The following is a 23602-nucleotide window of genomic DNA, read 5'->3' on the forward strand; positions in this document are numbered from 1 at the left end:
ATATTGCACATTAGTCTCTATAAAATTCATATTTTCTTAATTAATAGAATGATAATTCTTTAGAAAGCCTGTAGAATAGGGAGTCTGAATTTTATTTTTAATTAATTTTTGTTTAAAATTAATCGGTTAAATAGTTTTATCAAACTTTTGTTAAAAAAAAGACTTGATATTTAAGCTAAATTTTGAAATTATAGTCATGCAAATTGTGATCTATTTCCCACAATTTGTATTTCAGGTTAAGTGGTTATCACTAATGCTCATGAGCTTTATTCGCTTATGAGCATTTTTTTAGCTTATTGATTAGTAAAATTTAAAAAATAATTCATGTTAAAAAATAATTTTTTTAGTATTAATTAAAAATTATTTCTATAGTTTTTTCATTCAATATATCTAACTATGTTCTGTTCAGAGTCAGTACTTAGAATGTACCAAAACTATTCTAATCATATTGAATCGTGACTGTGGCGTTAGCTTTGACTTCTCCAGCGGTGACATTGGCAGCAGTCTGGTAGTAACGCGCAGTTAAGGGGACATCATATTGAACCGTTTGGTTAGAGCCTATAGTACCAATCCCTAGTTTATTTCCTTTTTGAATCGTGTTGTTTGCACCATTCATATTCCATAGAAGCTCTACACCAACGCCGTTTGCTTTAGTCCATTCAGCAGCGCTGTTGTTAATAACCTGACTATTTGCAGTGTCAGAATTATAGTCAAAGCTTAAACTCAATGTATTACTTGTAGGTACACCCGAGTTATTCTCGCCACCGTTACACAGAATGGATAGGTTAAAGTTTTTCTCACCTTGAGTTGATCCGATAGCTCTAAAGCCTGATTTTGTCACAGTGGGAAGTTCGACAACCGTATCTACGCCATTTTGGATTTCACAAGATGATGATGCAATGAGAATAGGTGCACTTCCTAATACTGTGGTTGTTAAGAAGGGCCGATTTTGCTGACCTGTTACATAGTAAGTACTATAACGACCAGTCACCAATGCCCCAGAACCAGTAGTAGCAGCAGTTTTAATCACTTCCAAGACAATATAGCCTGGTGAAAGAGTGTATGTTGTCTGGGGAGTCAATGTAAGTTTATAAGGGTAATAGCCAGAAGCGTTTGAAGAGTCTGTTACTTCACGATAAATTCGAATGCCTATACCCGGAATATTTGTAGCATAAACATTATTGCCTATAGCACTAATTGGATAATTTAGAGGTAGAGCCGCTGTAATTTGGTCACTGGGGCGGTTACACGTTGCAGTAGAATTATTGGGTGAAATGGTAAAAGTATTCTTTTGTAGAACTGTTCCGATTGGATCGGTTGGACGAACTACAATGGTACCAATCGTTATTGGAATATCCACTGTGGTAAAACCTTTACTTAAAGTACAGTTTGCATAGACTTGGTTGTAAATAAAGAAACTCGTGATTAGTAAGCCACTCTGTATAAGCATTTTTTTCATTTGCAGATTGCCTCTGTCATAATAATTGATTGTTTTTCCTGTGAGATTTTTGATTGAATGTCATATTCAAGGTGACATTCTTCGGTATTACTTTCTCCCCATTTCACATAAAGATGATCATGGGTCAGAGGAGTACGTAAATAAATGCGACTACCTTGAGCTACCATTCCAACCGCTTCGTTATTCTGGTTAAAAACTTGCGCAGCAAATGGCAGATGACCACCATTAGGTGTTTGGGTACTAATAAAGAGTGCATAACCCGTTTTTGTTGAAAAATCGACTTTGGTTATTGATCCTGCATAAGGTGCAATACGGTGACTTGTTTCTGAAAGTTCAACATTTGATGGCATTCCTTGAGGGTCAAGGCTAATGTCATTCAAACGGTACGGGGTAACATAAGGAATAACTGCATAACCTTGTTTATTAATGCTTAGACCAGACGTGTTGCCGACTCGAGCACCTGTGGCTTCAGGCGCATAGACCAATACCATGGTTTGCACTTGATCTGGTCCAAATAAAAGACCTTTCGAATGGGCAACTACACTTCCGTTTAAATTGACCATTTCCTGTTGATATGCGTCTGATTGACTAAATGACGCACCTACAGTTGTGTAGTTGGTCCGGTAGGTACTATTAATATTTGCGCTGGTTTGTCCTTGATCTTGATATGAAACGGATGAGCCATATTCAAAGCGGTTTCCGATATAACCGCTCATCCCTAAAGTCTTACTATCTTCTGAAATAGAACTATTAAAGTTAATTGTGTTTTTCTTAATTTTAAGTGGAAAAGATAAGGACAATAAATATTGCGTTTCATGATCTGACCGTTGATTTTCTAAGTCTAGCTCATGAGTCATTGCGGAAATACTGTAGGTTAAATCTCTAAATTGATTGCTATATCCAAATTGAAATTGTTGATTACGATGAGGTTGATTCCAGTAACTAATCCATGAACCTACCAAATAAAAATTGCCCCACTGATTTGGAAGACTTTGATTTAATGTGACCTGAAATTCACTTTTTTGTTTACCTACAGAAAAACTATCGATATTTCGTTGTTGTAAATCTTGAATTAAAATTGAATCTCTTAATTTCAAATAATTTTCGGTTGAGTATCTGTAGGTTGCCAAAGTTAAATTTGTATTAGTTGGCGTAAATAATCGATTATAACTTAAACGGTAACTTTGCCCTTTAAGTGTAGGCTTTTGGTCAAAATCAGCATTCGATTGAGTTGCATCAAATGCAATTGCACCAATTGGAGTTGCAAATGCGCTACCTATGAGAAAAGACTGGTAGTGCTCGGTTGCCTGAAACCCTGCATAACTTGTTAAATAGTTATTAATGCCTCTTTGATATTTCCCTTGTACCAGCCATGGATTTAAATTGATATTGGCATCTCTAAACTGTCCCAGAGTAAAAGAATAACGGCTCATCTTTGGGCGTAGCATCTCTACTACAGAAGCGTAGGGAATAGAGAACTTTTGAATCTCTCCATTGGTCTCGTATATAGAAACTTGTAGTTCACCACCAAAACCTGTCGGGTAAAGATCGTTAATTTCAAAACTTCCGGGTGTAACAGTAGCTTGATAAATTAAATTTCCCTGTTGGCGTACTTCAACTTTCGCATTGGTCTTTGCATAACCCCGAATTTGTGGAGCATATCCAAGCATACTGTTAGGCAGCATGCGGTCATCACTTGATATGTTAATTCCACGATAAGGTAGGGCATCAAAAAAATTACTATTGGTAAAGTAATCACCTAAAGTAACAACACTATTAAGCTTAGGAAATGCTTTTTGGGCATAAGTATTATTAGATGTATAGGAAGAAGTCTTTTCTGAGATTTCGTTATGATCTTGCCATTTCCATTGCCCAGTATGGCGTAACTGCCAGTCATAGAGATTTATCCCGACATTTGTACCCATAAAAGCATGATTTGTTTCATGGTCATTACTTACAATACGGTAGGCAGAAGCATTGTATGCAAAAAAAGCAGCGTTTATACCACGATCCCATAAACGTGGGTCGACGTATCCTTGAGCATTTTTTTGTAAAGCAACTTGAGGGATCGAAATATCAAGTCTTAAACGAGAAGTATCAAATTGATAAAAAGCATCGTTGACCCATTTTTCTAAATCACTACAGGTAGGTAAATTATTTGTTTCCCGATGAAGAATTTCTGATTTAACCCCATATTCTAAAAGCATATCTGCGGTAAAACAGGTTTTTGCATTTTCATTGGAACTTGTAGTTTTAAAAACAAACTTTCTTTTACCTAACCATTGTCCATTAATATATACATCAAGACTATATTCGCCCGGTAAAATAGGATTGCCGTATTTAAATCGACCAATGTCGATTTTCTGTGCATTTCCTACTAAAAAGTTAGTATCAAAGTCTGCTTTTAGTATATTTTGCCCACTCATATTATCTGATGCATATGCGACTAAGGGCACATTAATCGCTATGCTTAATACTAGATAATAACTAGTGCGCTTTTTAAAGCATGTGCTGAGCATGAACCATTCTGACATAGTCTTTATGCCTATTCATAAATAGGTGTTTAAGTTTTTAAAAAGATAGATAGGTTTAGAACTTTATTGTTTTTTCAATTCGCCCGCCGTAATCATTTATATAAACAAAGCTCATATTCGTTATATTGCTATTTTTAAGTTTTATCTGATCTTCTGAAAATGGAGCAATCATCAAACCTTGTTTTAATAAGTCTGTTTTTTGATGATTCTGTTCTTGAAAAATTGAGCTTATTGTAATGTAAAAGGGAGTAGGGTTTTTAATAAGCAATGTTTCCCCGTTTTTTACCCACTGGATTTTTTCACTAAAAGTATCAATATTTTCTTTTAAATTTACTGGTCGATAAAAGAATTTAATTCGTGAACGAATCGCTAATTGAAGAAAATTATTAGGTAATGCTTCATTATTTTCTTGTTTTTTCCCTTCTGGTCTTGGGGGAATATCTAATACATTAAGCCAGAAAACACTTTCTTTATTTTGGTTTAATTGAGACGCATTGGGTAGCGCAGTAATTCGTAAAGTTTGACCTTTAGATGGTTCGATGCGTGAAATAGGAGGTGTAATAATAAAGGGTACATTCGACTCATCGGGAGTCGATTTAGCATTTCCGTCATCAATCCAAGCTTGAACAAGAGAAGGAGCTGTACCATTATTGCTGAGCTGTAAGCTGACTTCTCGGGCGTCCGATGGATATATTACACGTGTACCATGAAGTACTATTTCAGCATGTCCTGTAGTAGCAATTACGGCTTGAAGACAAGCCATTCCCCAAAAAAATTTACGACCACGAAAAAGCATGAGTCATATTCTCAATAACAAATAATAGATGAGATATAGCTTCTATTTAATAATAGAAGCTGGTTTTAAATTATTGATAAATAATAGTGTATTTTACTTGTGAAGTTACAGTACCAGCAGTAGATGCACCAGTCGCATAATATTCAGCATAATAATTAAGATCAGCATTACCACCAGCAGAAACATTTACCCATTGAGAGTTATCCTGTGCACCTGAAATTCCTTTAGCAAGTACAGGAATTACTGCATTATTGCTCCCTAATAGTTGAATATTGACATTAGCAGCTGCACCAGAGGTAGCTTGGTTTAATAAGCGGCCAGTATTAAAATCGACAGTTGCGCCTGGTTCAAAATAAGTCGCAACTTTTCCAGCTGAAGCACAATTGGTTAAATTGATTTGAAAAGGAGTGCGACCAGCAACATCACCTGCATTTTTTAAAGATTGAGATGATACTGTAGGTAAATTCACAGTAAGGTTTTTATCACCTGTATCAATTGTACAAGTATTATCAGTTACTAAACCATTAATAGTAATTGTACCGTCCGCTGCTTGTGCTGCTGTAATATTAAAAAGCGTAGCTGTCGCTATAAAAATAAATTTTTTCATGAAATCCCCGAAATATCCTATAAGTATAGATTGCTTACTTTTCAGTGCTTTTATTCTGATCAAGTAGTGCGGTGGAAATATAGCACCTTTCAATTAAAAAACAGGAATAACATTATATTTTTATATATTTTGATTGGTTATTTTTTAATAAATAAGTTTATTTTAATTGTGATTTATACCATTTGATAAAATACATTAAATTTATTTTATTTAAAATAAATTGATAATGAGTTTAATTTAAGTTGTTGAATTTAATTAATTTAAGTTTTTCTTTAAAAATAAATATAAAATGTATGTTTTCTTCTTTACTTAAGTGATTGTTTTTTAATGATAAAATTGTTTTGTTTATATTGCTTAAAGATATTAATTTTTTTAAGAATTTTTTAAGGTTTAATTCCTAGTGTTTTAGTTGTAATTCAATAAAAGATCGTCTGGAGTTTGTTTCCATGAACAGCATGAAATACAGTTATAAACCAAATTATTTTTTCTTTGCTCATAAATTAGTCTTATTTTTAAAAGACTATTTACTTAAACATCCTACAGAACAGAATACGACGTTTAACTTACAGACAATTTATGATGTCTTTAGCCATGACTTGGCATCTAGTACAACGAATTTAGAAGGCATTTTAAATATTGTTGATGAGTATGTTCTAGAAACTGAAGAAGGGCTGTTACCACTGATTAGTAGACACTCGATCAACTTAAAAAGTCATGTACTTTCTTTAGAGTTTTCACCTAAGGCGTTAACTAGCTTGTTGTCAGGTCACTCATTGGTAAACCCTAAAGCTGCCTAAGGAAATTTCTTTTAAGCTCTGAATATCTCGGATAAAATTTACTTGGTTTTTTTATTAGAGTTATTCATGAGCAAAGACTATAAAGCTTTGACTTATATCGCGGATGAAAATATTTCAGATACCATTCTATGGCTTTTAAACCACCAAGATGTTTTTGAATCTTTTCAGTTTGATGTATTGAGCCAAGAATTATCGGTTACACATGCGGCAGGTAGGGATATTATTCGAGTTGGAACCTTTCTGAATGCTACTTATGGAATATTAGTCACTTGTGTATAAATGAAAAAGCCCTGAATGATCAGGGCTTTTCTATTCTTGATGCTGTTAAGCACTCATTGCATCTACTGATAGGTCAGAAACAGTTGGTTTTGGCTTTTCAGCAGTTAAACCAAGTTTGTTAAATAATGCTTGGTCTTTACCTTCACCTGCATTTGGAGTGGTAAGCAATTTATCGCCCGAGAACAGAGAGTTCGCACCTGCCATAAATGCTAAAGCTTGATCTGAATCACTTAAAGATTCACGACCTGCTGATAAACGGATATAGCTATGTGGCATAACAATACGTGCTACAGCAATTGTACGAATCCACTCAATGACATCTAGTTTTTCAACATCAGCTAGTGGTGTGCCTTCAATTGGAACTAGCATGTTAATTGGCACAGATTCAGGATGAATTGGTAGGGTAGCTAGTTCATGTAATAAACCGATACGATCTTCACGGCTTTCACCTAAACCAACAATACCACCACTACATACTTTCATACCTGCTTGACGTACATAGTCCAAAGTATTTAAACGGTCATCAAAAGTACGAGTACTAATAATATGAGAATAGTACTCACGAGAAGTATCAAGATTGTGGTTGTAATAATCTAAACCAGCATCTTTTAGGCGTTCTGCTTGTGATTGGTTAAGCATACCTAAAGTCATACAGGTTTCCATACCTAATGCTTTAACTTCACGTACCATTTCTAAAACATACGGCATATCGCGTTCATGTGGGTTACGCCAAGCAGCGCCCATACAAAAACGAGAAGAACCTGAATCTTTTGCAGCTTTTGCTTCGCTAATTACTTTTTCAACAGCAATACGTTTTTCTGCTTCTAATTTTGAATCGTAATGTGCAGATTGAGAGCAATATTTGCAATCTTCAGGACATTTACCCGTTTTAATCGATAAAAGGGTGCTGACCTGAATTGTATTGGCAGTGAAGTGCTCACGGTGTACTTGTTGAGCCTTAAAAACTAAATCCAAAAAAGGTTGTTCATATAGAGCTTGGATTTCTTCACGAGTCCAATCATTACGTAGAGTCATTGTCATATCCATGATGATGGCATTAATTCACTGTACATAATCATACAGAATTCGTATTAAAGCTATAGGGCAAAAAACATCATTTTTTTAATTTGATAGCTGAAGTTGATTAAGTTGCTGCTCAATTGCCCAATCAATATGCACATTGACGATTTCGTCATGTAAATTTTTGCCTTTGTGTAGTTGATCTACAATCTCTTTGGAGTAAGGTGCATTACCTAAACCAATGGCGATATTGCGTTTAAATGATTGGTAACCTGTACGGCGTATTGGACTGCCTTCTGTATTGGCTAAAAAAGTGGCTTCGTCCCACTGCCAGATATCAAGCAGACTAATATTATCTAACCCATGTCTAGGATTAAAATCAGAAATAGATGCTGTTTTGGCAAAGCTATTCCAAGGACAAATTAACTGGCAGTCATCACAACCAAATATTCGGTTTCCAATACCTGCACGTAATTCTTCAGCAATAATTCCTTTATATTCGATAGTTAGGTATGCAATACAACGTCTAGCATCGAGCATATAAGGTTCGACAATTGCCTGCGTTGGGCAAATGTCGATACACGCGCTACAAGAGCCACAATGTGCTGTTGCAGGTTCGTCAAAAGGTAGGTCGAGTGATGTAAACAATTCACCTAAAACGAAAAAAGAACCCGACTTTTTATGAATGAGCAAAGTATGTTTACCCGTCCAACCCATTCCAGCACTTTCAGCCAGTGATTTTTCAAATATAGGCGCCGAGTCAGCAAAAGGGCGTGACTCAAAATCTCCTACTTTTTCACGAATTCGTGTTGCTAAAGTTTTCAATCTACCACGCATCACCTTATGGTAATCACGACCACGTGCATAACGCGCGATAATGGCTGAGTTCGGTTCAAGCGGTACATATCGTGGCTTTGGCGATTCCACCAAATAATTCATACGTACGCAAATAATACTTTTTGTGCCCGGAACTAATAAGGTCGGATCAGCTCGCTTTTCTAGATTTTCTTCTAAATAAGTCATATCTGCATGATAACCACGTTCAAGATACTCTAAAAAACGTGGCATTTGCTCTTGAGCATCTGGTTTTGCGATGACACAATCAGCAAAACCCAAGTCTAATGCTTGAGCTTTGATCCATGCTTTTAATTCATGTGGATCAATTTGTTGCACTGCAATGCGTGATGTGTCGGAAGATGTCATAAACCAAAATGCAAGAGGATAATAATATGCAGGCGGTAGTTTACCATAGCGATGATATTCGAGCATGGGAGCAGCGCTGGTTTGCTGCGCAAAACTCATCATTAGGCTTAATGCAACAAGCAGCTTGGTTAATCACTCAACAGCTCAACGTACTTTTTGAAAACCAAAATCTTAAGAATATTGCCGTCTGGTGCGGACAGGGGAATAACGCAGGTGATGGCTATTTTATAGCGAGTTATTTGAAACAAGCTGGATTTCATGTAGAGATATTTGCGGCTGAGTTGGGCGGCTCAACTGATTTACACCATGCTGTCGATTTTGCGAAAGAAAATGATGTTCAGGTTCACCTAAGTTTTGAGATGAGTAAAATCTTTGATTGCCATATTGACGCATTATTTGGGATTGGTTTAAACCGTCAGTTAAGTGGTTATTGGCAAAATACTATTCAACAATTTAATGAACAAGTTGGATTAAAAATCTCGATTGATATACCCAGTGGTTTGCACGCAAATACAGGACGCGTCTTACCTTCAGCAATAAAAGCTGACCATACTTTTACTGTTTTAGGTCTTAAGGCAGGATTATTTACTGGGCAAGGTAAAGAGTACGCAGGGCAAGTTCATTTAATTAATTTGATTCCGGTAGATCAAGAGCTAAAACCTTTAGCTTATTTAACACCTATAAGTATTAAACTTCCTAAACGTATGGCTTTTGGACATAAAGGAAGTTATGGACATGTTTTGGTGATCGGTGGGCATGAGCAAATGGGTGGCGCTGTCATTATGGCTGCTGAAGCTGCTTTTCATGCGGGTGCAGGTAAAGTGACCGTGATTTGTCATCGTAACCACCATCAGGCCATTTTGTCACTAGCTCCTAATATTATGCTCCGTGATATTAATGAGTTCGATGAAAAAGTCATCAAAGATATTTTGTCTCAAGTCGATGCAGTATGTTTTGGAATGGGATTAGGCCGTGATGACTGGGCGCAGCAAATTTATCAACAATGGTTTAATTTCCTAAATCACGCCTCTCATTTGGAAGTTGTATTAGATGCAGATGCTTTATGGTTTCTTGCCAAGCAGCCTGAAAAATTGGGTGCACATGTTTATGCGACGCCTCATCCAGGAGAAGTTGCTACGTTACTGGGTTCTTCTACAGCCCAAATTGAAAATGACCGAATTGCTGCAATTTATGCCTTGCAACATAAATATGCGGGTCAGTGGGTACTTAAAGGGGCAGGTAGCTTAATTTTAGAGGACAACTTGTATATTTGTACCCAAGGTAATGCTGGTATGGGAACTGGTGGAATGGGGGATGTATTAGCAGGTATGATCGCGAGCTTAAAAGCTCAGTTCCACAAAGATATTACATTACATGAGATAGTTACTCTGCATGCTCAGGCAGGTGATGAACTTGCAAAACATGGCATGCGTGGTTTGCAAGCTTATGAAATGAATCAGGCAATTACTCAAGTCGTGAATCAATAAGGCTTTAACGTCTACGGCTACTCGAGCGGCTTCGTCCACGTGCCATACCACCTAAAGCATTTAAGACCGAAAGCTTACTCATACTTCCCGATGCATGAGCATGGCAAATGGCAGCCGCAAGGGCATCGGCTGCATCGGATTGAGGTTTAATGGTCAGATTAAGTAATCGCATAACCATCATTTGTACTTGTTCTTTATCTGCTGCGCCATAACCCACTACAGATTGTTTAATTTGACGGGCAGTATATTCTGCAACTTGTAAATCTAAATTAACTAATGCGGCGATGGCAGCACCACGGGCTTGTCCTAGTTTTAAGGCAGAGTCTGGGTTTTGGGCCATAAAAACTTGTTCAACCGCAGCTTCAGTTGGACCATGAAATTTCACAATTCGCTCAACGCCAGCGAAAATACGCTTTAAGCGCTCTGGCATTTCTTGAGTTTCTGTTCGGATTGTACCGGCATCGACAAAACGCAGTTTACTACCATCTTTTTCAATGATTCCATAACCTGTTAAGCGTGAACCTGGGTCAATTCCAATAATCAATGCCATATGAAGACTTGTATAAATAGTTTAGAGAGTATTGTTACATAGCCAAAACGGTTCTGCATGCGTAATTTAAAGAATGCTGTGATGAACGGTTATTTTTCGGTTTTTATCGTACCAATTTATATTTTTAAAATCATTTGATGTAATTCTATTTTAGTGGAATACTTATCTATAATTGTGGAATTGAGTCTGATGAATGGACGATATCAATATACGAATTGCACATCGTATACGAGAGTTACGTTTAGCACGTGGGTATACTTTAGACGTACTTGCAGCCCGATGCCAAGTCAGTCGTTCAGCTATTTCTTTAATTGAAAGAGGGGCAACGAGTCCAACAGCAGTCGTGCTTGAAAAACTAGCCAATGGACTTGAAGTACCCTTAACTCAAATTTTCACGAACGAAGCAACTAGTCCATCTCCTCAACCATTTATTCACCGAAATGAACAAGCTGAGTGGCGAGATCCGGAAACTGGGTATGTTCGCCGTACCGTATCACCACCGAATTTAAAACTACCATTTCAAATTGTTGAAATTGAATTCCCGCCTCATTCTCGAATTACGTATGAAATGAGTGAAAGTTCTAAAGTAGTACAACAGCAACTTTGGCTAGTTGAAGGGCAAATTGATATTCAATTAGGTGAAAATTCTTACGCATTAGGTCAAGGGGATTGCTTGGCTATGCAATTAGATCAACCTGTCATATACAGCAATAATTCATCCCAAGTCGCTCGCTATATTTTAGTCGTCTCTAATCAACTCGTGTCTGCTCTTAAGGAATCTTTATGAACTATTCCCTCGATTCTAATTTCCGCTTAATTGACTGTAATGAGGCAGAACATGCAGCAGCAATATTAGAGATTCTCAATGAGGCAATTATTAACTCTACTGCTCTATATGACTATGTACCGCGTTCGCTTGCTTCAATGAAAACGTGGTTTTCTATAAAAAGAGAAAATAATTTCCCTATCATTGGAGTTATAAATGAATCGGGTAAATTATTAGGATTTGCCAGTTGGGGAACTTTCAGGGCTTTTCCAGCTTATAAGTATACAGTTGAGCATAGTATCTATATTCATCATGAACATCGTGGCTGTGGTTTGAGTAAAGTTTTAATGCAAGCGTTAATTGAGCGAGCTCAAGAAGCCCAGCTTCATGTACTGATTGGTTGTATCGATGCGACAAATCAAGCCAGTATAGGCCTCCATGAAAAAATGGGATTCACACATGCTGGTACTTTTAAACAGGTAGGTTTTAAGTTTGGACAATGGTTAGATGCTGCTTTTTATCAGTTAATTTTAAATACACCATTTGAACCTGTTGATGGGTAAATGATCAAATTTTTTATTAGACAATGGCCCAGTTCAATATAAGAAAAACTGAACTGGGGCATAGCGCAGGTTTATAAAATACCTAATTGTTCTAAGCTTTTATAAGTAATCTCTTTTCGAACAGAGCTAGGTATTCCTTTTTTCATTTCTAAATTGAGCGAGAACGCGACAATATTCCCTTTAGGTTGCACCACCCAGTCAGTTAACCAACCCACTTGTGGGTCTACATCCCATCCCCAACCACTTTTTGCGTATATTTTATTTCCATTTTTTTCTTCTATGAAAAGCATGGATTGAACTTGTTCTTGTACATTTTGACTAAATGGAAGGGTTCTGTTAGCTAACCTATAGGCAAATTGTGCTTCTTGTTGAGGTGTAATTTTTAAAGGGCCGACAAGCCAAAAATTATCGACTTGGGTGCCAATATTAGTATTGCCATAATCTACACGTTTTACCTCAGCAGACATGAGCTCAAGTCCAATACGACGAGCTAAATCTTGATAAACTGGAATAGTAAACTGGAATAGCAGAAGCCTTCATAGCATCGCCTAGTGTCATATCCTTTTCCCATTCGGGAAAGAGTCGCTTTTTTCCATCCCATTTGAATATTTCTGTTGTGGTTACTTTATGGTGCTCAAGGCCGATTAAAGCATTAAGTATTTTAAAGGTTGAAGCCGGTACATACTCTGTTGAAGCTCGAGTAAGATCATTACCATAGCTTTGTTGTGTTTGACCTTGTTGAATAACTAAAACACCAGTTGTATGTGCTTCTTCAAAGATGTCTTTAATTTTCTGCGCTTTTTCATCTACTTTTAAAACACTATTATTTGGATTTGCTGTGACTATATAAGGTGAGCAGGCAGAAATAAGAAGAGCGCTTGTTACCACCAATAAGATAGCTTTAATATTCATGCGATTTATAAAATTAAATTTAAAGTTTAGCTAATTAATGTAGCTTGAGTGGATCAAATATTAGATATCAAAAATGTAAGTTAGATTTTAGAAAAATGTCGATAAGAGTTAAAAAAACGACTAATTTTTGAAAAAAAAGCAATCTTGTAGAAAAAACACTTGATAAAGTCGTTATAGCACTCATTAATAATAAAGTATGGCTATTTTATTAATTTAGAATCAGTCTTAGTGATAGTATTGCAGAATGTTGGTTTAGCGGTGATTTGAAGTTACAAGAAAACATTGTCTAAGCTTTACAGCCTTTTTAATCCTATTTTCAACTGAAAATGGTTTATGGGTTAGATGGTGACACCTGCAATGAATTTTCTTTTTGAGATAGATAAAGTTTTACATGAATTTACTTCTTATTGTGGTTCTGGGCGCGATTGTTGAAATTGCCGTATGGATTGGCGTAGCACAGTTCATCAGTGGATGGTATGTGTTTTTCTGGTTCATTATTGCTTTCTTTATTGGTCTAACGCTTATTCGTAAAAGTACGGCTGGTATTATGCCGCAATTACAACAAATGCAGATGACTGGGCAATTAGGCAGTGATCCAACTGTGACTAAAAAACTAGCATATGCTTTTGCAGGTTTTTTATTGATGGTGCCTGGATTGGTATCAGACGTTTTAGCGCTCTTAATTCTAATTCCGGGCGTACAAACTGCGTTCCGTAATATCGCAATGAGAACACTTGCAAAGCGTCAGCAAGCCATGATGGAAAAAATGATGGGTGGCATGGGTGGCGCAGGCGCTGGTCAAAATCCATTTGCTGATTTAATGCGTCAAATGCAGGACATGCAAGGTCAACAAGGTGGCGGTCAATACCGTGGCGATTCAAGCATTATTGATGGTGAAGCACGAGAAGTTACCCCAGACCACAAGAAAATTGAACATAAAAATAAGGATTAATTAATTCCTTATATAAAAGATAAAAGGCCTAAATCTTAAATGTTTAGGCCTTTTTTAATGTTATATGCGTTATTCATCTGAAGTTTTAGGAGTATCCATGTCAGCTGGTGCTGCTACAGTTTGATTTTCTTCTGACTTGGTCTGAGGTTGATACTTGTTTGAAGGCAGACTTGCTTGCTTGTTTTCAGACTGTTGATATTTCTGGCTTCTATTGGCTCTTTCACGAAAGCCACCTTTATTAATGAGCTGTGTGTGTGACATAGATTGGCCTAGAAAATAAACTATTCATGTATTTTAACAAATTCAGCAAAATATCAAAATAAGAAAAATAGTACAGAAAAAATAATATTTAATTTATCTCTTTGTATAATTTAAATTTTTTAAAAATGAACGCATTGTTCATTCAGATTGAATTCTCTTTTCATTTCACATAGGATAAATATAAAGGATGTATAAATTAAAAATTGTAGCAAACCTATTAAAACAACAACGGTTGAAGTAAGGGAAGGAGGGTTACCTATGCTATATCAATATCATTGTGCATGTTGTGACAAAGTCGTGGCATCAACAGATAAATCATGTCCGTATTGTGGTTCACACCATATTCGAAGCCCGTATGGGTTATGGATGTTTTGTGTGATGGCTTGTCTGGCTGTGGTTGTTGTATTCAAAGTTGTCCATGTTTATATCCAGAATCATCAAGATACGCCTACGCAATCGACTTTGTTGGATGTACTAAATGAAGGTGATAAAACTACGAAACAGTAGTAGTGCTTAATTTGCTACATACTTATTCAATAATGTGTGTTGGTTAACTTATTGCTTAATTTTGACAATATATAAAAAATAATAAAAAAGCCCGCATTGAGCGGGCTTTTAATATATGGGACTTAGAGGCCCGCAGCATCTTTAAGTACTTCAACTTTGTCAGTTTTTTCCCACGTAAATGCAGAATCTGAACCTTCACGACCAAAGTGACCATAAGCAGCTGTTTGCTTATACATTGGTTGAATTAAGTTAAGCATACGAGTAATACCAAATGGACGTAAATCAAAATGTTCACGTACTAATTGGATAATTAACTCATCAGAAACTTTTGCAGTACCGAAAGTATTAATTGAAATAGAAGTTGGTTCTGCAACACCAATTGCATAACTCACCTGAATTTCACATTTGTCAGCAAGACCAGCCGCAACAATATTTTTAGCAACATAACGACCAGCATATGCAGCTGAACGGTCTACTTTAGATGGATCTTTACCAGAAAATGCACCACCGCCGTGACGAGCCATACCACCGTAAGTATCAACGATGATTTTACGACCTGTTAAACCACAGTCACCTACTGGACCACCGATAACAAACATACCAGTCGGGTTAATGTGGAATTTAGTAGCAGCATGGAACATTTCAGCAGGAATGATCGGTTTGATAATTTCTTCAATTACAGCTTCTTTAAGCTGAGTTTGACTAATTTCAGGATCATGTTGAGTAGAAAGTACTACTGCATCTAAACGTACAGGTTTGCCATTTTCATAAGCAAAAGTTACCTGACTTTTTGCATCTGGACGTAACCATGGTAATGCACCTGAACGACGAAGTTCAGCTTGACGCTCCATTAAACGGTGAGCGTAAGAAATAGGAGCTGGCATAAGCACGTCAGTTTCACGACTTGCGTAACCAAACATTAAACCTTGGTCACCGGCACCTTGATCTTCAGGTTTTTGGCGATCTACACCTTGTGCAATTTCTGGAGATTGTTTACCAATCATGTTGATGACTGCACAAGTTGAACCATCAAAGCCTAGATCTGAGTGGTGATAGCCGATACCGTTAACAGTTTGGCGAACAACAGCTTCTACATCAATATTCGCAGTAGTTGTGATTTCACCTGCAAGTACAACAGCGCCTGTTTTTACCAGTGTTTCACAAGCAACACGTGCGTATGGGTCTTCTTTTAAGATTGCATCCAAAATAGCGTCGCTAATTTGGTCGGCCATTTTATCGGGATGACCTTCGCTTACAGATTCCGAGGTAAAAACAGCGTACTCGCGCATGAAAGTCCTATCTTGGTTATTTCAAAAAGACATAATATGTTACATCGACTTGAGCTTGAGGACCAGTTCATACTGACTAAAAAGCATGAATTTATTTCATTTCTACTATGTTTTAATTGATAAGTGTATCAGTGAAATTGATATAGTCATCTGATAATTAATTATTTTTATAAAAGACGACGCTCGTAACGCATAAATTTTAAGCATTTGATTTTGCGAAAAATTAATCAACAAAATTTAGACTGTGAAGTGAAATAGTACAAATAAGAAAGATAAATTCATATTTATATGCTTTTTATAAACATCAAATGCCTACAACAGTTCATTAAAGAATAGCGATAAAACGCATTGTTTCATGCAACTTAATAATCTAAATGTTTTTTGAGTAACCAAGAAATGGTTAAAAATAAAGAAATATACAGTGTTGGGGTTTACCCTTAGACGTTTTTTTAAGACAATATAGCGGCATTGAATGGTTATTCATCTTCTTCTTTTCATCAATCTATTAAAATTGGATTCTGATCTATGACGACCCCTTTAAACGAACGTCGTATTGCAAACGCAATTCGTGTATTGGCAATGGATGCTGTGCAACAGGCAAACTCAGGGCATCCAGGTGCTCCAATGGGGATGGCAGATATTGCTGATGTCGTCTGGCGCGAGTTTTTAAATCACAACCCAACTAATCCACAATGGGCAAACCGTGACCGTTTTGTTTTGTCAAATGGCCATGGCTCAATGTTGCAATATGCTTTGCTTCATTTAACAGGTTATGATCTTTCAATTGAAGATTTAAAACAATTCCGTCAATTGCACTCAAAAACTCCTGGTCACCCTGAATATGGTTATGCACCAGGCATTGAAACAACGACTGGTCCTTTAGGTCAAGGTATTGCAAACGCTGTTGGTTTTGCGTTGGCAGAAAAGACTTTAGCTGCCCAGTTCAATAAAGATGACTTAAAAGTAGTTGATCACTTCACTTATTGTTTCTTGGGTGATGGCTGTCTAATGGAAGGTATTTCTCACGAAGTATGTTCATTGGCAGGTACTTTACAGCTTGGTAAATTGATTGCTTATTATGATGACAACGGCATTTCAATTGATGGTGAAGTAGAAGGTTGGTTCAGTGATGACACTGAAGAGCGTTTCAAAGCTTATGGTTGGCAAGTTCTTCGTGTAGATGGTCATGATGCTGATGCTATTCGTCAAGCAACAGTTGAAGCTAAAGCAGAAACTCAAAAACCAACGATCATTATTTGTAAAACAATTATTGGCTTAGGTTCTCCAAACAAACAAGGCAAAGAAGACTGTCACGGCGCGCCATTAGGTAAAGATGAAATTACCTTAACTCGTGAAGCTTTAGGTTGGACTGAAGAAGCCTTTGTTATTCCTGCTGATGTATATGCTGCATGGGATGCTAAAGCAAAAGGTAATGAAGCTGAAGCAGCTTGGAATGAAGTATTCGCTCAATACCAAGCAAAATATCCAACAGAAGCAGCTGAGTTACTTCGTCGTATTAGCGGTGATTTACCAGCAGAGTTTTCAGCACAAGCAGATGCATTTATTCGCGAAACAAATGCTAAAGCTGAGACTGTAGCAACTCGTAAAGCAAGCCAAAACACATTACAAGCATTTGGTCCTTTATTACCTGAATTATTAGGTGGTTCTGCGGACTTAGCTGGTTCTAACTTAACACTTTGGAAAGGTTGCCAAGGTGTTCAAGAAAACCCAGCTGGTAACTACGTGTACTATGGTGTACGTGAGTTCGGTATGACCGCAATTGCGAATGGTGTTGCATTACATGGCGGCTTTATTCCTTACGTTGCAACATTCTTAATGTTTATGGAATATGCACGTAACGCAGTGCGTATGTCTGCATTGATGAAACAACGTGTAATTCATGTTTATACACATGACTCAATTGGTTTAGGTGAGGATGGTCCAACACATCAACCAATTGAACAAATTGCTTCTTTACGTGGTACACCAAACTTAAATACTTGGCGTCCTGCTGATACTGTAGAAACAGCAATTGCATGGAAATCTGCTTTAGAGCGTAAAGATGGTCCTACAGCACTTATTTTCTCTCGTCAAAACTTGCCTTTCCAAACGCGTACTGAAGAACAAATTCAGAATGCAGCAAAAGGTGGTTATGTTCTTGCTCAAGAGAAAGGTGAGTTGAAAGCAATTATTATTGCTACTGGTTCTGAAGTTTCTTTAGCAATGGAAGCTTATGCTCAACTTGAAGGTGTTCGTGTTGTTTCTATGCCATGTGCTGAAGAGTTCATGAAACAAGATGCTGCATACCGTGAAGCTGTATTGCCAGCTCATATCCGTGCACGTGTAGCTGTAGAAGCTGCTCACGTTGACTACTGGTGGAAGTTTGTTGGTCTTGATGGCAAAGTAATTGGTATGACAACTTATGGTGAGTCAGCACCAGCGAAAGACTTATTCCAATTCTTTGGTATTACAACTGAAGCTGTAGTAGCTGCGGTAAAAGAATTAACTGCTTAATGATTTAACTGAGCAGAAGAAAAAAGCGTCCTAACTAGGGCGCTTTTTTTTATAAATCTTAAATATTAAGCTCAGTTTGAATCGAAATATTAGAAGTTAAAAGCTTATGAATTGGGCAACTTTCAGCAACTTTTAAAAGACGTTTATGTTGATCTTCAGTAAATTCACCCTTTAAAGTAATTTTACGTTCAATGTTATTTTGACCTGCTTCCGGATCACCATTTGGATTTAAGGCTAAATCGACTTGTACATGCTCAAGCTTAATCCCTTTGTGACTTGCATACATTTCTAAAGTAATGGTGGTACAAGCACCTAAAGCTGATAGTAAAAGCTGAACTGGGTTCGGAGCTGTATCTTGTCCACCTTTATCAGTTGGTTCATCTCCAAACCATTGATGACCAGATGGATCGGTAAGTGTTACTCGGTAAGGAGTAGAAGTGCTTTGTGCTTGAACAGTGTTAACCATGTTTTACCTTGTTATTTATCAATAAAATCGAAGTAAAAACCAATAAATCTGAAGGTTTCGAATAGAAAAATATCTATACTTTATAATATGGGTTTTGAATAACAACTGTAACGCTTTTATTGTTGCATGGATGAAACATATCGTTTTATAAAGAATAGTGAATTTAATTACTTGATGTATACACTAACGACTATATCAATAAAGGATACGAAAAATGCATCTTAAGACATTAAGCTTCGGTTTGGCAGTGGCATTGGCAAGTACAGTTACATTAGCTGCACCAGTGGACTATAAAATTGATCCAACGCATACAGCGACTGTTTTCTCATGGAATCACTTTGGTTTTTCAACACCAAGCGCTAACTTCTCGGACATCCAAGGTGTAATTAAAGTTGATAATGCTAAACCAGCAAATTCTTCTGTAGATGTTACAATCCCTTTAAGCAGCGTAAATACAAACGTACCTGCTTTAGATAAAGAATTCCAACAAGAAGCTTGGTTTAATGCAGCTAAATATCCAAATATTACTTTCAAAAGTACGAAAGTAGAAACTAAAGACAAAAAGCATTTCAAAATTACTGGTGACTTAACTGTTAAAGGTGTAACTAAGCCAGTTGTGCTTGATGCTGTTTTAAATAAACAGGGTGAACATCCAATGGCAAAAGTTCCAGCGATTGGTTTCAATGCGACAACTTCATTCAATCGTTCTGAGTTCGGTCTAGGCAGCTATGTGCCAAACGTGGGTGATAAGATCACTGTAAACATTACGACTGAAGCAACGGCAGCTAGTGCAGCTAAAAAATAAGTTGTAAGTTTTCTAAAAAAGTCCTCAATGATGAGGACTTTTTTAATTAGATTGGTTCTTTTTTATCTGGTTCTATAAAAACTAAAGGTTGAGAAGGATCTACATTTCTTTTTTCGGCTTTTTCTCTTAAAAATTGATAAGTTGGTACTTTCATTTTTGCCTGATCACGTAATTTCTTTTTAATATAAAGAACAAGAGCAAAGCAGGTCGTTGCTACGGTCAACATCATGCCATTCATATAACTCATAATTGAACTTACATAGCCTATTGTGGTTAGACGATGCATCATACGTTCAACTTGGGTACTGCTTTCTATACCCGTAATTGCCCAACTACATAAATGTTCGCAATTATTAATGATCAGATGATAATGGTTTTCGTGCATGCGTGAGCGCATACGCCGTACAACAACTTTTCCTTTGTAACGTGGAGCATCGTAAGAACGTACATGAATTTTTTTGCCATGGGAAAAGGCATCTATTGATGTGATTTCAATGGGACGTTTTTTGATGAAATGTGCTAGGCCCGAATAATGAATAACTCGACCTCTCCCAGCGTAAATACCATGATGGCTATAGCCGAGATGTTTTACAATAAGATGAGCCCCTAAAGGGTAGCGTTTATTTGTTTGTTGCATATTCACGCTGATCCAATAAAGTTTTAACCACTTTTATTAAAAGCTGTTCACATTATAACGAATATAGTTGTGTTCTAGTGTATTGATTAGGTGGAATAAGCGACTTTCGGGTATACATCACATAAAAGCATTTTTACTTAATAAAGTGTTCTTGTGAACAGAAAATGACATATGAGGTTTGTCATTAATGAAAATATTAATACTGTGTATTATGAACTTTATAGTTTTTGTGCAATCTGCTTTAGCAGTAGAGTATCGACAAATTGAAAATGCTGCAGATGATCAATTTGAAGTCATTGAAATTTCTAATTTAAATCAACTACGTCTATTTTTGAAGAATCCACAGACTAATCAATATCATAAAAGCTTCGACAATATTCAGCACCAACTCAAATCATGTGAACAGCTTACTTTTGCAATGAATGCAGGAATGTTTCATTCCGACTTTTCTCCGGTAGGGTTGTACATTGAACAAGGGAACGTTATTCAAGCATTAAATGAGGATAGCGGGAGGGGAAACTTTTTTTTGCAGCCTAATGGGGTTTTAGCATGGAATAAAAGACAAGCTGTTATATGGACAACTGAACAATATAAAGCAAAGGCTTTTCAACCCGATTATGCGACACAATCCGGCCCAATGTTAGTAATGAATAGGAAAGTAAATCCCTTATTTCTAGCAAATAGTGATTCAAAGAAAATACGTAATGGGGTAGGTATAAAAAATAATAAGCTATATTTTGTGATATCTAAAAATAGAGTGAATTTTTATAATTTCGCTGAATTTTTCCAAAAGAATTTAAAAGTAGAACAAGCTCTTTATCTTGATGGTTCTATCTCTAGTCTCTATTTGCAAAAGAATAACCGTAATGATAGAAAATTTTATATGGGACCCATTATTGGTTTAGTCAGTCATGCAAATTGTGCAGCCAAATAAAATGCAAAAAAGCCAGTACAGGACTGGCTTTATAATTAATGAATAGATGGTTTTTGAATGAGTTCATTTAACTCTTTTCGGCTATACCCACGGGAAATAAGAACTTTTTTTATTCCCATAATGACATCTTCATCTGTTGCTTGTGCGAGCGCACTTAGAAGTTGTTCATTAGTTTTACATGAGCAGTCATTTTCAACACAAGCAGTTTGATTCTTATGCTCGTTATGCTGTTGATCTGCTAAGAACAGCTTTTGCCAAAAACTCATAGAGCCTTCATATACAACCTAACATAGATCGAAATATAGCCAATTTAAATTAAAATACAAGCCTCTATAAGTGATAAATCCACCAGTTGAACTAGAGAATTTTCGATAGTAATGGTTGAGTTAAACGAAATTATGACGAATAGATGACTTGATATTTTTTTTAAATTTAAATACTTAATAGAAAAATGTTGAAAAATAAGGAGATATTTAATCTCCTTATAAAATAGGGTTACATTGAAAAATTTTGTTTAAATCTTCTCAAGTAATACACCTGACTCAACATGATGCGTATAAGGAAACTGATCAAATAAAGCAAACTTAGTCACTCGATGAGTTTTTGTCAGCGTTTTTAAATTTTCATATAAAGTGTCAGGATTACATGAAATGTAGATGATACGCTCAAAACCTTGTAAAAGTTTTAAAGTTTCATCATCAATTCCTGCACGTGGAGGGTCTACAAATACGGTATCAAAGTCATAACTTTGAATATCAATATTTGCTTCTTGCAGACGACGGAACTCACGCTCACCCTGATAGGCTTGAGTAAACTCTTCAGCTGATAGGCGAGCTACTTGAATATTATCGATCTGGTTTTGTTCAATATTCCATTGAGCCGCATAAACTGATGATTTAGCAAGTTCGGTAGCAAGTACGCGTTCGAATTTTAGTGATAATGGAAGGGTAAAGTTACCGTTACCACAATAAAGTTCTAGTAAGTGTTTTTTAGAACCCTCAGCTGCATCACATGCCCATTGCAGCATTTTTTTGCAAACTTGAGCATTCGGCTGGGTAAAACTGCTTTCAATTTGTTTGTATTTGAATGTACGGTTTAAAAGATCAAACTCTTCTACAACAAAGTCATCGCCAATAACAACTTTTTGACCTCGGCTACGGCCCATAATTTTAATATTTAGTTTTTCAGCAAGTGCTTTAGCTGCTTGTTCCCATTCCTGATTAAGTTTACGGTGATAAATCAGGGTAACTAGCATTTCTCCACTAAGTGTTGCGAGAAAATCAACTTCAAATAAACGCTGTGAAAGTAAAGGTTCTGCTTTGAGCTCTGCTAAAAGGCGAGGCATTAAATCATTAATGCTTTTGTCTGCAATAGGAAACTCATCTATGCGAACAACGGTTTTTTGCTTGTCTTCATCGTTACGTTCAAACATGGCATAAAACATATCATTTTCTGTATGCCAGATCCGAAACTCAGCACGCATACGGAAATGTTGTTCAGGTGATTCAAACACTTCTAATGTAGGCGGTGTAAATTCAGAAAATTGAGTAGTAATGCGATCAATTTTAGCTTGAAGTTGTTGACGATAAGAAGAGGTCATAGACAAGAAAATTTAGACAGAATCAAATAGTGAATGGTATCAAAAAAATCGCGCTTGCAGGAGCCAATTTTAGTCAGATATTCATAAAGAAATAGGGCACTTAAATTAGAGATGATTTAAGACGCGGTTAATAAAATCTGATTTTATTGTTCTATATTGATCATGGTCTAAATGGCTACACGCTAATTTTAATTGATTATATTCTTTCACCAACCTTGGTGAGTCTATAAGCTTATTTCTAAATGTTAAGAAAAATGTGAATACTGAATCGGTTACTACAACTTGAAATGCAACATCATCGTTGTTGAGTGATTCGAGCATGCAAAGCTCATCGGTTCTTAATGTATTTTGCTTTTCTATAAAATTAAGCTTTTTTAATTGCTCTATTGCAAACTCAAATTGCTCAGGCATAACTTCGATATAAATATCTAGATCACCTTTTGAAATTGCATTCGGTATTGCTGATGAACCAATATGCTCAATTTTGGAAAATGGGAGAAGGGTGGAAATATCCTTTTGATATGAGTTAAAAAGCTGAACACAATTTTTTTGATATTGTTCTGGTTCTAAAAAGATCATTATGAAATTCTCTAATCGATAACATTTATATATTTAAAATAGATTACTCGATTAAAGAAAAAAGCCCAAATACTGAGATTTGGGC

The 23602-nt window shown here is 36.4% G+C and carries 24 protein-coding genes and 1 pseudogene; 10 read left to right on the top strand and 15 right to left on the bottom strand.

Annotation, left to right across the window (positions count from 1 at the left end; translation table 11 throughout):
- Window positions 1-439 precede the first annotated feature (439 nt).
- The 4 genes from ACH8JV_RS08150 to ACH8JV_RS08165 all read right to left on the bottom strand — a co-directional run bounded on the left by ACH8JV_RS08150 (window position 440) and on the right by ACH8JV_RS08165 (window position 5396).
- Window positions 440-1459 (bottom strand): fimbrial protein, encoded by a 1020-nt coding sequence (locus ACH8JV_RS08150; RefSeq protein WP_396520616.1) that lies wholly within the window; start codon window positions 1457-1459, stop codon window positions 440-442.
- Window positions 1456-3993, bottom strand: a complete 2538-nt coding sequence (locus ACH8JV_RS08155; protein ID WP_396520618.1) for a fimbria/pilus outer membrane usher protein — start codon at window positions 3991-3993, stop codon at window positions 1456-1458. Before ACH8JV_RS08155 ends, ACH8JV_RS08150 begins: the two co-directional genes overlap by 4 nt.
- Before the next feature lie 55 nt (window positions 3994-4048).
- Window positions 4049-4789 (bottom strand): molecular chaperone, encoded by a 741-nt coding sequence (locus ACH8JV_RS08160; RefSeq protein WP_263613552.1) that lies wholly within the window; start codon window positions 4787-4789, stop codon window positions 4049-4051.
- A gap of 70 nt (window positions 4790-4859) precedes the next feature.
- Entirely contained in the window at window positions 4860-5396 is a 537-nt protein-coding gene (locus ACH8JV_RS08165; protein WP_311071398.1) for a fimbrial protein, read from the bottom strand.
- Between the two features lie 446 nt (window positions 5397-5842).
- Here ACH8JV_RS08165 and ACH8JV_RS08170 point away from each other — a divergent pair, with 446 nt between their 5' ends.
- On the top strand, window positions 5843-6193 hold the full coding sequence (locus ACH8JV_RS08170) for a hypothetical protein (protein WP_263613554.1): 351 nt from the start codon (window positions 5843-5845) through the stop codon (window positions 6191-6193).
- Between the two features lie 66 nt (window positions 6194-6259).
- Window positions 6260-6472: a hypothetical protein gene (locus tag ACH8JV_RS08175; RefSeq protein WP_396520620.1), complete on the top strand. Its 213-nt coding sequence runs from the start codon at window positions 6260-6262 to the stop codon at window positions 6470-6472.
- 45 nt (window positions 6473-6517) lie between these two features.
- On the opposite strand, the gene bioB is transcribed toward ACH8JV_RS08175, so the two are convergent.
- Window positions 6518-7507: a biotin synthase BioB gene (bioB, locus tag ACH8JV_RS08180; protein ID WP_002049782.1), complete on the bottom strand. Its 990-nt coding sequence runs from the start codon at window positions 7505-7507 to the stop codon at window positions 6518-6520.
- Window positions 7508-7594: 87 nt separating this feature from the next.
- Window positions 7595-8695, bottom strand: a complete 1101-nt coding sequence (gene queG, locus ACH8JV_RS08185) for a tRNA epoxyqueuosine(34) reductase QueG (protein WP_396520775.1) — start codon at window positions 8693-8695, stop codon at window positions 7595-7597.
- A 26-nt stretch (window positions 8696-8721) separates the two neighbouring features.
- Between queG and ACH8JV_RS08190 the strand changes: the two genes are divergently transcribed.
- Window positions 8722-10182 (top strand): NAD(P)H-hydrate dehydratase, encoded by a 1461-nt coding sequence (locus ACH8JV_RS08190; protein WP_396520622.1) that lies wholly within the window; start codon window positions 8722-8724, stop codon window positions 10180-10182.
- 4 nt (window positions 10183-10186) lie between these two features.
- Here ACH8JV_RS08190 and ruvC read toward each other — a convergent pair whose 3' ends face one another.
- Entirely contained in the window at window positions 10187-10732 is a 546-nt protein-coding gene (gene ruvC / locus ACH8JV_RS08195; RefSeq protein WP_002121356.1) for a crossover junction endodeoxyribonuclease RuvC, read from the bottom strand.
- A 193-nt stretch (window positions 10733-10925) separates the two neighbouring features.
- Between ruvC and ACH8JV_RS08200 the strand changes: the two genes are divergently transcribed.
- Both ACH8JV_RS08200 and ACH8JV_RS08205 read left to right on the top strand, forming a co-directional pair.
- Window positions 10926-11519: a helix-turn-helix domain-containing protein gene (locus ACH8JV_RS08200; RefSeq protein WP_396520624.1), complete on the top strand. Its 594-nt coding sequence runs from the start codon at window positions 10926-10928 to the stop codon at window positions 11517-11519.
- Window positions 11516-12061, top strand: coding sequence for a GNAT family N-acetyltransferase (locus ACH8JV_RS08205; protein WP_396520626.1), 546 nt, complete (start codon window positions 11516-11518; stop codon window positions 12059-12061). The genes ACH8JV_RS08200 and ACH8JV_RS08205 overlap by 4 nt, the downstream gene beginning before the upstream one ends.
- Before the next feature lie 71 nt (window positions 12062-12132).
- Here the strand turns inward: ACH8JV_RS08205 and blaOXA are convergent.
- Window positions 12133-12973, bottom strand: a pseudogene (blaOXA, locus tag ACH8JV_RS08210) (class D beta-lactamase).
- A 391-nt stretch (window positions 12974-13364) separates the two neighbouring features.
- Here blaOXA and ACH8JV_RS08215 point away from each other — a divergent pair.
- Window positions 13365-13925 (top strand): FxsA family protein, encoded by a 561-nt coding sequence (locus tag ACH8JV_RS08215; protein ID WP_311071383.1) that lies wholly within the window; start codon window positions 13365-13367, stop codon window positions 13923-13925.
- A 69-nt stretch (window positions 13926-13994) separates the two neighbouring features.
- On the opposite strand, the gene ACH8JV_RS08220 is transcribed toward ACH8JV_RS08215, so the two are convergent.
- Window positions 13995-14186, bottom strand: a complete 192-nt coding sequence (locus ACH8JV_RS08220) for a hypothetical protein (RefSeq protein ID WP_396462968.1) — start codon at window positions 14184-14186, stop codon at window positions 13995-13997.
- Between the two features lie 258 nt (window positions 14187-14444).
- Between ACH8JV_RS08220 and ACH8JV_RS08225 the strand changes: the two genes are divergently transcribed.
- Window positions 14445-14693 carry a hypothetical protein gene (locus ACH8JV_RS08225; protein WP_263613561.1) on the top strand — a complete coding sequence of 83 codons (249 nt, stop codon included), beginning with the start codon at window positions 14445-14447 and terminating at the stop codon, window positions 14691-14693.
- 122 nt (window positions 14694-14815) lie between these two features.
- On the opposite strand, the gene metK is transcribed toward ACH8JV_RS08225, so the two are convergent.
- Window positions 14816-15982, bottom strand: coding sequence for a methionine adenosyltransferase (metK, locus tag ACH8JV_RS08230; RefSeq protein WP_151739665.1), 1167 nt, complete (start codon window positions 15980-15982; stop codon window positions 14816-14818).
- Window positions 15983-16507: 525 nt separating this feature from the next.
- On the opposite strand from metK, the gene tkt reads away from it, so the two are divergent.
- Complete coding sequence (gene tkt / locus ACH8JV_RS08235) at window positions 16508-18496, top strand: transketolase (protein ID WP_263613562.1); 1989 nt, start codon at window positions 16508-16510, stop codon at window positions 18494-18496.
- A 58-nt stretch (window positions 18497-18554) separates the two neighbouring features.
- Here the strand turns inward: tkt and ACH8JV_RS08240 are convergent, their stop codons facing one another.
- Window positions 18555-18962 (bottom strand): OsmC family protein, encoded by a 408-nt coding sequence (locus tag ACH8JV_RS08240; protein ID WP_396520629.1) that lies wholly within the window; start codon window positions 18960-18962, stop codon window positions 18555-18557.
- Between the two features lie 214 nt (window positions 18963-19176).
- Between ACH8JV_RS08240 and ACH8JV_RS08245 the strand changes: the two genes are divergently transcribed.
- Window positions 19177-19767 carry a YceI family protein gene (locus ACH8JV_RS08245; RefSeq protein ID WP_304400663.1) on the top strand — a complete coding sequence of 197 codons (591 nt, stop codon included), beginning with the start codon at window positions 19177-19179 and terminating at the stop codon, window positions 19765-19767.
- Between the two features lie 46 nt (window positions 19768-19813).
- On the opposite strand, the gene ACH8JV_RS08250 is transcribed toward ACH8JV_RS08245, so the two are convergent.
- Window positions 19814-20404 (bottom strand): lecithin retinol acyltransferase family protein, encoded by a 591-nt coding sequence (locus ACH8JV_RS08250; RefSeq protein ID WP_087605546.1) that lies wholly within the window; start codon window positions 20402-20404, stop codon window positions 19814-19816.
- A 187-nt stretch (window positions 20405-20591) separates the two neighbouring features.
- Here ACH8JV_RS08250 and ACH8JV_RS08255 point away from each other — a divergent pair, with 187 nt between their 5' ends.
- Window positions 20592-21338 carry a phosphodiester glycosidase family protein gene (locus ACH8JV_RS08255; protein ID WP_396520631.1) on the top strand — a complete coding sequence of 249 codons (747 nt, stop codon included), beginning with the start codon at window positions 20592-20594 and terminating at the stop codon, window positions 21336-21338.
- A 35-nt stretch (window positions 21339-21373) separates the two neighbouring features.
- Here the strand turns inward: ACH8JV_RS08255 and ACH8JV_RS08260 are convergent, their stop codons facing one another.
- The 3 genes from ACH8JV_RS08260 to ACH8JV_RS08270 form a co-directional block, all read right to left on the bottom strand.
- Window positions 21374-21604 carry a hypothetical protein gene (locus tag ACH8JV_RS08260; protein WP_002050077.1) on the bottom strand — a complete coding sequence of 77 codons (231 nt, stop codon included), beginning with the start codon at window positions 21602-21604 and terminating at the stop codon, window positions 21374-21376.
- 248 nt (window positions 21605-21852) lie between these two features.
- Window positions 21853-22938: a tRNA (uridine(54)-C5)-methyltransferase TrmA gene (trmA, locus tag ACH8JV_RS08265; protein WP_396520633.1), complete on the bottom strand. Its 1086-nt coding sequence runs from the start codon at window positions 22936-22938 to the stop codon at window positions 21853-21855.
- Window positions 22939-23043: 105 nt separating this feature from the next.
- Window positions 23044-23517, bottom strand: a complete 474-nt coding sequence (locus ACH8JV_RS08270; protein ID WP_396520635.1) for a GrpB family protein — start codon at window positions 23515-23517, stop codon at window positions 23044-23046.
- Window positions 23518-23602 lie beyond the last annotated feature (85 nt).

The sequence above is a fragment of the Acinetobacter sp. ABJ_C5_2 genome (genome assembly GCF_044538485.1).
Classification (GTDB): Bacteria; Pseudomonadota; Gammaproteobacteria; order Pseudomonadales; family Moraxellaceae; genus Acinetobacter; species Acinetobacter nosocomialis_A.

Excerpts from the sequence above, each read along its gene's own strand:
- ACH8JV_RS08220 (WP_396462968.1), bottom strand. The coding sequence starts at position 14,186 with ATGTCACACACACAGCTCATTAATAAAGGTGGCTTTCGTGAAAGAGCC.
- bioB (WP_002049782.1), bottom strand. The coding sequence starts at position 7,507 with ATGACTCTACGTAATGATTGGACTCGTGAAGAAATCCAAGCTCTATAT.
- trmA (WP_396520633.1), bottom strand. The coding sequence starts at position 22,938 with ATGACCTCTTCTTATCGTCAACAACTTCAAGCTAAAATTGATCGCATT.
- queG (WP_396520775.1), bottom strand. The coding sequence starts at position 8,695 with ATGACATCTTCCGACACATCACGCATTGCAGTGCAACAAATTGATCCA.
- ACH8JV_RS08155 (WP_396520618.1), bottom strand. The coding sequence starts at position 3,993 with ATGTCAGAATGGTTCATGCTCAGCACATGCTTTAAAAAGCGCACTAGT.
- metK (WP_151739665.1), bottom strand. The coding sequence starts at position 15,982 with ATGCGCGAGTACGCTGTTTTTACCTCGGAATCTGTAAGCGAAGGTCAT.
- ACH8JV_RS08200 (WP_396520624.1), top strand. The coding sequence starts at position 10,926 with ATGGACGATATCAATATACGAATTGCACATCGTATACGAGAGTTACGT.
- ACH8JV_RS08205 (WP_396520626.1), top strand. The coding sequence starts at position 11,516 with ATGAACTATTCCCTCGATTCTAATTTCCGCTTAATTGACTGTAATGAG.
- ACH8JV_RS08190 (WP_396520622.1), top strand. The coding sequence starts at position 8,722 with ATGCAGGCGGTAGTTTACCATAGCGATGATATTCGAGCATGGGAGCAG.
- tkt (WP_263613562.1), top strand. The coding sequence starts at position 16,508 with ATGACGACCCCTTTAAACGAACGTCGTATTGCAAACGCAATTCGTGTA.
- ACH8JV_RS08240 (WP_396520629.1), bottom strand. The coding sequence starts at position 18,962 with ATGGTTAACACTGTTCAAGCACAAAGCACTTCTACTCCTTACCGAGTA.
- ACH8JV_RS08225 (WP_263613561.1), top strand. The coding sequence starts at position 14,445 with ATGCTATATCAATATCATTGTGCATGTTGTGACAAAGTCGTGGCATCA.
- ACH8JV_RS08175 (WP_396520620.1), top strand. The coding sequence starts at position 6,260 with ATGAGCAAAGACTATAAAGCTTTGACTTATATCGCGGATGAAAATATT.
- ACH8JV_RS08260 (WP_002050077.1), bottom strand. The coding sequence starts at position 21,604 with ATGAGTTTTTGGCAAAAGCTGTTCTTAGCAGATCAACAGCATAACGAG.
- ACH8JV_RS08250 (WP_087605546.1), bottom strand. The coding sequence starts at position 20,404 with ATGCAACAAACAAATAAACGCTACCCTTTAGGGGCTCATCTTATTGTA.
- ACH8JV_RS08160 (WP_263613552.1), bottom strand. The coding sequence starts at position 4,789 with ATGCTTTTTCGTGGTCGTAAATTTTTTTGGGGAATGGCTTGTCTTCAA.
- ACH8JV_RS08150 (WP_396520616.1), bottom strand. The coding sequence starts at position 1,459 with ATGAAAAAAATGCTTATACAGAGTGGCTTACTAATCACGAGTTTCTTT.
- ACH8JV_RS08165 (WP_311071398.1), bottom strand. The coding sequence starts at position 5,396 with ATGAAAAAATTTATTTTTATAGCGACAGCTACGCTTTTTAATATTACA.
- ACH8JV_RS08215 (WP_311071383.1), top strand. The coding sequence starts at position 13,365 with ATGAATTTACTTCTTATTGTGGTTCTGGGCGCGATTGTTGAAATTGCC.
- ACH8JV_RS08255 (WP_396520631.1), top strand. The coding sequence starts at position 20,592 with ATGAAAATATTAATACTGTGTATTATGAACTTTATAGTTTTTGTGCAA.
- ruvC (WP_002121356.1), bottom strand. The coding sequence starts at position 10,732 with ATGGCATTGATTATTGGAATTGACCCAGGTTCACGCTTAACAGGTTAT.
- ACH8JV_RS08245 (WP_304400663.1), top strand. The coding sequence starts at position 19,177 with ATGCATCTTAAGACATTAAGCTTCGGTTTGGCAGTGGCATTGGCAAGT.
- ACH8JV_RS08170 (WP_263613554.1), top strand. The coding sequence starts at position 5,843 with ATGAACAGCATGAAATACAGTTATAAACCAAATTATTTTTTCTTTGCT.
- ACH8JV_RS08270 (WP_396520635.1), bottom strand. The coding sequence starts at position 23,517 with ATGATCTTTTTAGAACCAGAACAATATCAAAAAAATTGTGTTCAGCTT.